Source organism: Bradyrhizobium sp. USDA 4486, from assembly GCF_054057995.1.
The window spans coordinates 7941694-7951942 of record NZ_JBSRZV010000001.1; the positions used below are offsets into that span (position 1 = coordinate 7941694).

Annotated in this window: 8 protein-coding genes; all 8 read left to right on the forward strand. The window is 62.2% G+C overall.

Annotated features, from left to right (window positions below; genetic code table 11):
• Positions 1 to 41: 41 nt before the first annotated feature.
• The 8 genes from thrC to ACVWY3_RS37495 all read left to right on the forward strand — a co-directional run bounded on the left by thrC (position 42) and on the right by ACVWY3_RS37495 (position 10073).
• Positions 42 to 1463, forward strand: coding sequence for a threonine synthase (thrC, locus tag ACVWY3_RS37460; protein ID WP_456842929.1), 1422 nt, complete (start codon positions 42 to 44; stop codon positions 1461 to 1463).
• A gap of 32 nt (positions 1464 to 1495) precedes the next feature.
• On the forward strand, positions 1496 to 2449 hold the full coding sequence (locus ACVWY3_RS37465; RefSeq protein ID WP_456842930.1) for a homoserine kinase: 954 nt from the start codon (positions 1496 to 1498) through the stop codon (positions 2447 to 2449).
• Between the two features lie 31 nt (positions 2450 to 2480).
• Complete coding sequence (locus ACVWY3_RS37470; RefSeq protein WP_456842931.1) at positions 2481 to 3683, forward strand: glycine C-acetyltransferase; 1203 nt, start codon at positions 2481 to 2483, stop codon at positions 3681 to 3683.
• A gap of 19 nt (positions 3684 to 3702) precedes the next feature.
• The gene (tdh, locus tag ACVWY3_RS37475; RefSeq protein WP_456842932.1) at positions 3703 to 4731 is read left to right on the forward strand and encodes an L-threonine 3-dehydrogenase; all 1029 of its coding nucleotides are present in this window, start codon (positions 3703 to 3705) and stop codon (positions 4729 to 4731) included.
• Between the two features lie 31 nt (positions 4732 to 4762).
• On the forward strand, positions 4763 to 5836 hold the full coding sequence (locus ACVWY3_RS37480; protein WP_456842933.1) for a GNAT family N-acetyltransferase: 1074 nt from the start codon (positions 4763 to 4765) through the stop codon (positions 5834 to 5836).
• A gap of 26 nt (positions 5837 to 5862) precedes the next feature.
• A complete protein-coding gene (locus ACVWY3_RS37485; protein WP_456843552.1) occupies positions 5863 to 7041 on the forward strand; it encodes an alanine racemase in 1179 nt (392 codons plus the stop codon).
• A gap of 18 nt (positions 7042 to 7059) precedes the next feature.
• Positions 7060 to 8523 carry an aldehyde dehydrogenase family protein gene (locus tag ACVWY3_RS37490; protein WP_456842934.1) on the forward strand — a complete coding sequence of 488 codons (1464 nt, stop codon included), beginning with the start codon at positions 7060 to 7062 and terminating at the stop codon, positions 8521 to 8523.
• A gap of 227 nt (positions 8524 to 8750) precedes the next feature.
• Entirely contained in the window at positions 8751 to 10073 is a 1323-nt protein-coding gene (locus ACVWY3_RS37495; RefSeq protein WP_456842935.1) for an NAD(P)/FAD-dependent oxidoreductase, read from the forward strand.
• The last annotated feature ends 176 nt before the right edge of the window (positions 10074 to 10249 follow it).

Consider the following 10249-nt stretch of genomic DNA (forward strand, 5'->3'; position numbering starts at 1 on the left):
ATCCAATTAGCGGCACGACCGCATCTCGAAAGAAGAGATAGATGCACTACGTCTCCACACGCGGCCATTCGGGCCGCAAACAGTTCTGCGAGATATTGCTCGAGGGGCTCGCGCCGGATGGCGGGCTCTACGTTCCTGAGATTTACCCGCGCGTGGACAGCGCTACGCTGAAGGCGTGGCGTCACCTGCCGTACTCTCGCCTGGCCTTCGAAATCCTGTTGCTCTATGTCAGCGACGTCCCGCCTGCCGACCTGAAGGCAATCTGTGAGAAGACCTACACCGAGGAGGTCTTCGGAAGTCCTGATATCGCGCCGCTGCGAAAGCTGGAGCCAGGGCTTTACCTGCAAGCTCTGTCGAACGGTCCGACGCTGGCGTTCAAGGACATGGCCATGCAGTTGCTCGGTAATTTGCTTGAGTACGAATTGGACCGCCGGCAGGAGAATTTGAACATTCTTGGCGCGACCAGTGGCGACACCGGGAGCGCGGCGGAATATGCCACGCGCGGCAAGAAGGGAGTGCGGGTCTTCATGTTGTCGCCCCGCGGGCGGATGAGCGCCTTTCAACAAGCCCAGATGTTCAGCCTTCAGGACCAGAACATCCACAACATCGCGATAGACGGCGTGTTCGACGACTGCCAGGACATCGTCAAACGCGTGTCAGGCGAACTGGAATTCAAGCGACGGTACAACATCGGGGCAGTCAATTCGATCAACTGGGCGAGATTGGTCGCGCAGGTCGTCTATTACTTTTCCGGTTACCTGCAAGCACCCGAAACCGCGCCGGAAGGCGTGAGCTTTGCCGTTCCTTCAGGAAACTTCGGCAATATCTGCGCCGGCCATGTTGCGCGGATGATGGGACTTCCGATCTCTCGTCTCGTCCTTGCAACCAACGAAAACGACGTGCTCGATGAGTTTTTCCGCAGGGGCGTGTATCGCGTCCGAAGCCGGGCTGACACGCTGGAAACATCCAGCCCTTCGATGGACATTTCCAAAGCCTCCAATCTCGAGCGTTTCATTTTTGATCTGCTAGGTCGCGACGCCAATCGAACGAAATCGCTGTTTGACGATCAACTCCGCGAGCGAGCATCGTTCGATCTGGGCGGAGATCCCCGTTTCGCGGAGGCGGCTATTCGCTTCGGCTTCCGCAGTGGCAAGAGCACTCATGCCGAACGGCTCGCGACGATCCGGGACACCTGGGACCGTTACGGTACCATGATCGATCCACACACTGCCGACGGCGTGAAGGTCGGACGTATGCACGCAAGTCCCGAGACGCCGATGATCGTCCTCGAAACGGCACTTCCCATCAAATTCGCGGCGACGATCAGGGAAGCGTTAGGCCGCGATCCGGATCGCCCGCAACGCTTCGATGGCATCGAAGATTTGCCGAAACGGGTCAGAGTCCTTCCGGCAGATGCAGAGGCGGTCAAGAACTACATCGCCGACGTCGTGCAGGGCAGCTGAACAGACCAGTCCGGACCGGGAGCTGCTGCACGATGGCCGTCTTTACCGAGTTGACGTTCGACGAGGTTGCAACGTTCTTTCGCGCGCTGGGTCTCGGCGCGCCTCGTTCCGTTCGCGGCATCACCAGCGGAATTGAGAATACGAACTATCTCGTCGAGGCGGACGGCGAAGGTTATGTGGTCACTTTGTTTGAGCGCCTCACACCCGAGGAATTGCCGTTTTATCTGCACTTCATGAAGCATCTTGCAGCGCGCGGAATGCCTGTGCCGGATCCGGTTGCAGACACACATGGCGCAATCCTTCACGTACTGAAGAAGAGACCTGCCGTGGTGGTCAACCGGCTTCCCGGTGCAAGTGTTATGGAGCCCTCGGTCGCCCATTGCAGTTCACTTGGGGAGCTTCTGGCGTGCCTGCACCTGGCCGGGCGCGACTACCCGCGACAACAGGCCAATCCGCGCGGCCTCCACTGGTGGAACGAGGTCGTGCCCGTGCTCGGCCGCCATGCATCTGCCGGACACCGTTCACTGCTCGCGAGTGAATTGGCCTTTCAGAACCAGGTCGCGTCGTCCTCGAGCTATGGGCAACTCCCCCGGGGGCCGATCCATGCCGATCTCTTCCGGGACAACGTGTTGTTTGACGGGATGCGGCTGTCCGGCGTCTTCGATTTCTATTTTGCCGGCTGTGACGCCTTTGTGTTCGATATTGCCGTGTGTCTTAACGACTGGTGCGTCGATCGAAGCGCCGGCCGGTACGATGCCGAGCGCGTGGCGGCGCTCCTCGGCGGCTATGAGAGCGTCCGCCGACTGACGTCCTGCGAACACATTCTGCTGCCGGCAATGCAGCGCGCTGCGGCCTTTCGGTTCTGGCTATCGCGACTGTGGGATTTGCACGTGCCGCGCCAGGCTGCCCTCCTAAAGCCTCACGATCCCAGCGACTTCGAGCGCATGTTGCACGGGCTGAGGGAAGAGATCGTATCGCCATGTTGATCACAATCGCCGCCGCGAGGATATGGGTATCATGACGTCACATCTGGCAAGCCGGTCTCGCGAGCGTCTTTCGCAGATCGAGGCTCAGGGCTTGTACAAGCGCGAGCGAGTCATCAATGGCGCGCAGGCGGGACGGATTCGCGTCACTTCCCAGACTTTGGAGCGCGAGCTGGTCAACCTTTGCGCCAACAATTACCTTGGCTTGGCCGATCATCCCGAGGTGATCGCGGCCGCAAAGCAAGGCCTGGATGAGTTCGGGTTCGGCATGGCGTCCGTACGATTTATCTGCGGTACGCAAACCCTCCACCGTGAACTCGAGCGAACGATCGCCCGCTACTTGTGCAAGGACGACGCGATCCTGTTCGCGGCCTGCTTCGACGCCAATGGCGGCGTGTTCGAGCCGCTCCTGGACTCCGATGACGCCATCATCTCCGATTCCTTCAATCACGCCTCCATTATCGACGGCGTGCGGCTTTGCAAGGCAAAGCGCTACCGTTTTGTCAATGGCGACATGAACGAGCTCGAGGATCGGCTCAAGGAGGCGGACAGGGACGGGGCGCGGCTCAAATTGATCGCCACGGACGGCGTGTTCTCGATGGACGGATACGTGGCCAAGCTCCCCGCGATCTGCGATCTGGCCGAGAGCTACGGCGCTGTCGTGATGGTCGATGACTGCCATGCCACCGGCCATCTCGGCGAGGCAGGCCGCGGTACGCCGACGCTGACGGGCACGAGGACGCAGGTCGAGATTGTCACGGGGACGCTAGGCAAGAGCCTCGGCGGTGCGATGGGAGGCTTTGTCGCGGCGTCGCAACCCATCGTCGATCTGCTTCGGCAGCGAGCGCGTCCCTATCTCTTCTCCAACAGCCTGGCGCCGTCAGTGGCAGCGGGATCGATCAAGGCGATCCAGATCGCGGAATCAGCCGACGACCGCCGGCAGCTTCTTGCTGTACATACGAGGCGCTTTCGCTCGGGCTTAGAAAGGGCTGGATTCCAGCTACTTGCGGGAGAGACCCCAATCATTCCGGTCATGCTGCAGGACGCGCGCCTGGCGCAGGATATGGCCGCCGCGCTGGATCAACGCGGCATCTACGTCGCCGCGTTCTTCTATCCCGTTGTCCCCGAGGGAACAGCGCGGATACGGACACAGATGTCAGCCGCCCTGACCGAGAAGGACGTTGAGCTGGCGGTCGGTGCCTTCACCGATGCCGGCAAAGCGCTTGGCGTGATTTGATGACTACGGAGGTACTCTCATGAAAGCTCTTGTCAAAGCAGCCGCCGAGCCGGGTCTCTGGCTTGGTGAACGGGTGATCCCGCAGATCGGGCCGGATGATGTTCTGATCAAGGTCAACAAGACCGGGATTTGCGGCACCGATATTCACATCTACGCCTGGGACGAATGGGCGCAGCGCACCGTCCCTGTCCCGATGGTCGTCGGCCACGAGTATGCGGGCGAGATTGCTGACGTCGGTGCGAACGTCAAGAATCTCGTGGTTGGGCAGCGCGTGTCAGGTGAGGGTCATGTTGTCGGCATGAGCAGCCGGGCTGCGCGGGGAGGGCGGTTTCATCTCGATCCCGAGACCAAGGGGATCGGGGTCAACATTCCCGGAGCCTTTGCGGAATATCTGCGCTTGCCCGCGTTCAATGTCGTGCCGCTGCCTGACTCCATCGATGACGAGATCGGGGCTATTCTCGATCCGCTGGGGAACGCCGTCCACACTGCGCTGTCGTTCGACCTCGTGGGTGAAGATGTGCTCATTACCGGAGCAGGTCCGATTGGCATCATGAGCGCCGCAGTTGCCCGGCGCGTGGGCGCGAGGCACGTCGTGATCACCGACGTCAATGCGCACCGCTTGGCATTGGCATCGGATGTCGCTGACGTTGTTCCCGTCGACGTGGCCAAGGAAGATCTTCGGTCCGTGATGCAGCGCCTGGGCATGAAGGAAGGGTTCGATGTCGGGCTCGAGATGAGTGGATCTCCGGTCGCGTTTGACCAAATGGTCGAAAATCTGGTGATGGGTGGCAAGATTGCCATGCTCGGCATCCCCGCTCGGCCTGCGACCGTCGACTGGACCAAGCTTGTCTTCAAGATGCTCACCGTCAAGGGAATCTACGGGCGGGAGATGTTCGAGACATGGCACAAGATGCTGGCGATGCTCGAAAGCGGTTTCGATATCCGAAAGATCATAACGCACCGGCTGCCAGTCGGAGAGTTCAGGACCGGCTTCGAGATTATGCAGGCGGGCAATTGCGGCAAAATCGTTCTGGACTGGGGAGCTTAAATGCGGCTGCTCTGACAGCCCGTTCGCCTTTGTGGCACGTCCACGCTTAACAGCAGATTGGCGACTTTCCGGCGTCCTCAATGAAATTCTATGCCGAACTTTGCTTCCGTCCGATTGCGGAATGCTGCGGGCTTCAGGTTACGCTGATGGCAATGCGAGGATCCTCACTTGGTCCTCGTCCTGTCAGGCACTTGGCGATCAATCCGGCAACCCGAGCAAGAGACGTCGACCCATTATGACATCAGCAGCTTATCAGGCCGGAGATCGTGTCACTGAAGACGCGATCCTCGTCCCTTTCGCCAGATCACATCTGGAAGGCGCCCTGAGGCTCTCGCAAGAGATGTCCTGGCCCTATCGGCTCGAGGATTGGGATGTCGCACTGCAGTTGGGCAAAGGCTTTGTTCTGGAGCGCGCCGGGACGGTGATCGGGACCGCAGCCTGGTGGCCGTACGGCGAGACTCACGCTTCCGCGGGCATGATCATCGTCGCAAAGGCCGCTCAGGGCCGTGGCTACGGGGCCCGGCTCATGGATGCGTTGCTGACGTCCGCGCGCCCGCGGACCATCGCGCTGAATTCGACGCCAGAAGGCATGACGCTGTATCGCCGCCGCGGCTTCGTGCCGATCGGGATCATCCACCAGCATCACGGAATTCCACGCCACGGTCTTGGCACGCCGCGATCAGACCTCAGACCAATGGTCGCATCTGAGTTCGAGGCGATCGCGCGGCTCGACCGCGCGGCGACGGGGGTGGAGCGGCGGCAGATGCTGAACCGGCTGTTTGACAGTGGTGACGGGTATGTCCTGCTGCGTGACGGCATACCTCGCGGCTACGCCATCTCTCGCCTTTTCGGCCGCGGACATGTCATCGGCCCCGTGGTGGCCGAGAGCCCGACCGATGCGCGCGCGCTGATTGAATTTGCGATCGCGCGGCTTGGACCTGTCTTCATCCGGATCGATATTCCTGCCTCCTCGCAACTCGGGGAATGGCTCGAAAGCATCGGCCTGCCGCGCGTCAGCGATGCCACCACCATGGTGCTGGGAACGCCACCTCCATGGACAGGGCCGGCGCGCATATTCGGGCTCGCCAACCAGTCATTCGGCTAGGGAACATCGGGATGCTGCGGGTGGAGATGGACAGAACGGATTCCCCGAACGCGGGTGCGGACGGGGCAGTCGCAACGATCGGCGCGCTGGCAACACCGGCTCTCCTGCTCGACAGGGACCGGCTGGATCGCAATCTCGCGCGCCTGTCTTCTCGCATGGCCGGGCAAGGCGTCGTGCTGCGTCCTCACATGAAGACGGCGAAATCCATCGACGTGGCGCGACGCGCTCATCCAGTGGGGGCGGGACCTATCACCGTCTCCACCCTGGCGGAAGCGGAGTATTTCGCACGGCGTGGATTCCGGGACATGACCTATGCCGTGGGTGTGGCGCCGCATACCGCCGAGAGAGCGATGCGCCTGCAGAACGCAGGCATCGATATCAAGGTGCTGCTGGATTCGCCTGCGCAGGCCACCATGCTTGGCGCGGCCGGACGTGTCGCCGGTGTGACACCGTCCGCCCTCATCGAGATCGACTGCGATGGTCATCGCGGTGGGCTGACCGCTGATGATCCGAAACTCGTGGTCGTTGCTGCCGCCATGGCCGAGGCCGGCGTCAAGCTTGCCGGTGTTCTCACCCATGCCGGCGAATCCTACAGCCTCTTCACGCCCGCGGCCCTTGTCGCAGCCGCGGAGAACGAACGCTCCGTGGCCGTCGCCGCCGCAACGACATTGCGCACGGCCGGCCATGAATGTCCCGTCGTCAGCGTCGGCTCGACGCCAACCGCGCATTTCGCCGAAGACCTGACCGGCGTCACGGAAATGCGCGCCGGTGTCTACATGTTCTTCGATCTGGTCATGCACGGCGTCGGTGTCTGCACGACCGACGACATCGCCATCTCGGTGCTCGCCACTGTGATCGGCACGAAGCCCGAGAAGGGCTGGATTTTGGTCGATGCGGGCTGGATGGCGCTGTCGCGCGACCGCGGCACCGCGGCGCAGCGAGTCGACCAGGGCTACGGTCTGGTCTGCGATGTCGCCGGCACGGTCTTTCCCGACCTGATCGTTTCGCAAGCGAGCCAGGAGCACGGCATTCTCGCCATCAGGCCCGGGTCGGCGCGCGCTTTGCCCGACCTTCCGATCGGCGCGAAGGTCAGGATCCTCCCCAATCACGCCTGCGCCACGGCGTCGCAACACGAGACGTACAACGTCGTCTCCGCCGACAGCGACACGATCGAAGCGCGATGGCCCCGGATGCGCGGCTGGTAGGCAAAGGGATCGCTTGCAATGACCTCGCCCCTTCGACGCCTGACGGAAGCAGGCTTCCTCGGAAAATTCTACATCGACGGAGAATGGCGGAAGCCGATCGGATCAGTCACAGCAGCAGCAACCGTCGTCAATCCGGCGACGGAGCAGCCGATCGCGGACGTCGTGCTCGGCGATGATGATGACGTGGATTGCGCCATCGCAGCCGCCAGACGAGCCTTCGCCGGCTGGTCCATGACACCGCCCGCCCACCGGGCGGCGCTGCTCGACCGGATTCACGCCTTGCTCCTGGAGCGGCTGGAGCTGTTCGCGCAGGCGCTTACGTGTGAAATGGGAGCTGCGATCACCTACGCACGTCGCGCTCAGGTGCCGTTGGCCGCTGAACATATCCGTGTCGCCCGGGATAATCTTGCGAATTATCCATTCGTCGCCGCGCGCGGCAGCACCGCGATCATGCGCGAGGCGATCGGTGTCTGCGGCCTCATCACGCCCTGGAATTGGCCCCTCTATCAGATCACCGCCAAGGTCGGACCGGCGCTCGCAGCCGGCTGCACGGTAGTGTTGAAGCCGAGCGAATTATCGCCGCTGAGCGCCTTGCTGTTCGCCGAGGTGATGAACGACGCCGCTTGCCCGCCCGGCGTCTTTAATCTCGTCAACGGCACCGGTCCAATCGTGGGCGCCGCTCTGGCCTCGCATCCGAACGTGGACATGATCTCGATCACCGGCTCGACGCGCGCCGGCATTCTCGTCGCGCAAGCGGCCGCGCCCACCGTCAAACGCGTCGCCCAGGAGCTCGGCGGCAAGTCGCCGAATATCATCTTGCCGGACGCCGATCTGAGCCGTGCTGTTCCGCTTGGCGTCGGCGCTGCCTTTCGCAATCTCGGCCAATCTTGCAGCGCGCCGACGCGCATGCTCGTGCCTCGCTCACACATCGAAGAGGTCGAGACTTTGGCGGCAGCGACCGCCTCAGAACTGGTGGTCGGCGATCCCTTTGCGGAAACCACGACGCATGGCCCGATCGCCAACCGGCCGCAGTTCGAGCGCGTGCAGACCATGATCGGCGTCGGCCTGGAGGAAGGCGCCAAACTTGTCATCGGCGGGCGAGGTCGGCCCGGCGGCCTTCAGATTGGCTTCTATGCGCGACCGACCATCTTCTCCAACGTCCGCCGCGACATGCGGATCGCGCAGGAGGAGATCTTCGGCCCGGTGCTGTCGATCATTCCCTACGACACCGTGGACGAGGCGATCGTGATCGCCAACGACACCGTCTACGGTCTCGGCGCCCATGTGCAGGGCACTGATATGGAGAGGGTGCGGACTGTCGCCGGGCAGATACAGTCGGGTCAAGTCCATCTCAACTATCCCGACTGGGACGTCAACGCTCCCTTTGGCGGATACAAGCGTTCCGGCAACGGTCGCGAATACGGCCTCGAGGGCATGGAGGAGTATCTCGAGACCAAGGCCGTTCTCGGGTTCTACCGATAGCTCAATGTCGGCTCCGAAAAGCTGCGGCATCGCGCTTTAAATGAAACTCTTGCCTGTTCTTGCACCATGCTAGGTCGGGCCTGAGCAGCTCGTATCACTCAAGCGGTCAAAAGCCCGAACATCTTGCGAAGTCCTGGATGATTTCAGCACATTCTATCGGGCGCACCGTGCGATGAAGGCTTGATCGGAACTTTGCTGCCGCATTCTTCAGCCGAGGTTGTTGGAATATGTCGCCCCGCGTCGAACGCATTGAAAGCGATGAGCGTCTCCCGGCCGAGGCCGAAATCGTCATCATCGGCGGCGGAATCCTCGGCTCTACGGCCGCCTATTTCCTGGCAAAGCGCGGCCTCTCCGTGGCGCTCCTAGAGAAGGGCCACGTCGCCTGTGAACAATCGAGCCGAAACTGGGGCTGGTGCCGCCAGCAGAACCGCGACCGGCGCGAATTGCCGCTCTCGGTGCTCTCCATGCGGCTATGGGACGAACTCACGCGCGATATCAATCGGGACCTCGGATTTCGGCGCTGCGGTCTCGTCTATGCGACCCACGACGAGTCTGTGCTCGCCGGCTGGGAAAAGTGGCGCGAGATCGCCAGGGAGTACGACGTCGACACCCGCGTGCTGAGCCGGGCGGAGGTGGCCGAGCTTGTCCCCGAAGCGCGCGACAAATGGGTCGGCGGGACCTATTCGGCACGGGACGGCAAGGCCGAACCTGCGCTCGCCGCGCCGGCTATCGCGGAGGGGGCCAGAACTCTCGGCGCCACGATCCACCAGGGATGCGCGGCGCGTGCGCTCGACTTGGCCAATGGCAAGATCGTGGGCGTGCACACGGAAAAGGGCTATATCAGAACCAGCGCGGTGCTGTGCGCTGCCGGCGCCTGGTCCTCGCGCTTCCTTCGGCCGCTCGGGATCAGTTTCCCCCAGGCGAGCATCCGGCAGACCGCGCTGCGTTCCACCCCGACGATCAACATCGGCGAGGCGGTCTCGACACCCTACTGCACGATCACGCGCCGACTGGACGGCAGCTACACGCTTGCGATCAGCGGCAAGGCGAACCTCGAAATCACCCCCCAGGCTGTCAGGTACAGCCGGGAATTCTTGCCGCAGTTCTTGCGCCGCCTGAAGAACGTCAGGTTTGGCGTCGGCCAATCGTTCGTTTCGGGGCCGGATTCAATGGCGGCGCTGCTGGCCAATGACGATCGGATCTTCGAATGGAATCGCGTGCTGGATCCTCCGCCGTTGAAATGGTTGGTGGGCCAAGTGGTGGAGAGCGTCCGGAAAACCTTCCCCCAACTCGGCGAAATAAAGATCGATAGCGCCTGGGGCGGCTTCGTCGATTGCACGCCCGACGCGGTGCCTGTGGTGTCGCAGGTGGACGGGGTGAAAGGTCTCGTCCTCGCAGCGGGCTGCTCGGGTCACGGCTTCGGTTTGGGCCCGGGGCTCGGCTATCTGGCCGCAGAGCTCGTCGTCAACGACACGCCTTGCGTCGATCCCACACCGTTCCGGCTGTCGCGTCTGACCGACGGCTCGAAGCTGGACATCGCGGCCATCTGAAGATCGACCCGGATCCGTAGCTCGGACGGTAGATATTGGTCCGACAAAGGCGAAAATGCTTTGAAGCTCCGCTCAAGGCCCACGAACTGCCGAAGCGTAAGATTGGATCAAATATCGTAGGTTTGGTTGGTGTGGGGAAAAGCGGTAGCGCTCCCCCGCTACCAGACAAATCAATA

Excerpts from the sequence above, each read along its gene's own strand:
- thrC (WP_456842929.1), top strand. The coding sequence starts at position 42 with ATGCACTACGTCTCCACACGCGGCCATTCGGGCCGCAAACAGTTCTGC.
- ACVWY3_RS37465 (WP_456842930.1), top strand. The coding sequence starts at position 1,496 with ATGGCCGTCTTTACCGAGTTGACGTTCGACGAGGTTGCAACGTTCTTT.
- ACVWY3_RS37470 (WP_456842931.1), top strand. The coding sequence starts at position 2,481 with ATGACGTCACATCTGGCAAGCCGGTCTCGCGAGCGTCTTTCGCAGATC.
- tdh (WP_456842932.1), top strand. The coding sequence starts at position 3,703 with ATGAAAGCTCTTGTCAAAGCAGCCGCCGAGCCGGGTCTCTGGCTTGGT.
- ACVWY3_RS37485 (WP_456843552.1), top strand. The coding sequence starts at position 5,863 with ATGGACAGAACGGATTCCCCGAACGCGGGTGCGGACGGGGCAGTCGCA.
- ACVWY3_RS37490 (WP_456842934.1), top strand. The coding sequence starts at position 7,060 with ATGACCTCGCCCCTTCGACGCCTGACGGAAGCAGGCTTCCTCGGAAAA.
- ACVWY3_RS37495 (WP_456842935.1), top strand. The coding sequence starts at position 8,751 with ATGTCGCCCCGCGTCGAACGCATTGAAAGCGATGAGCGTCTCCCGGCC.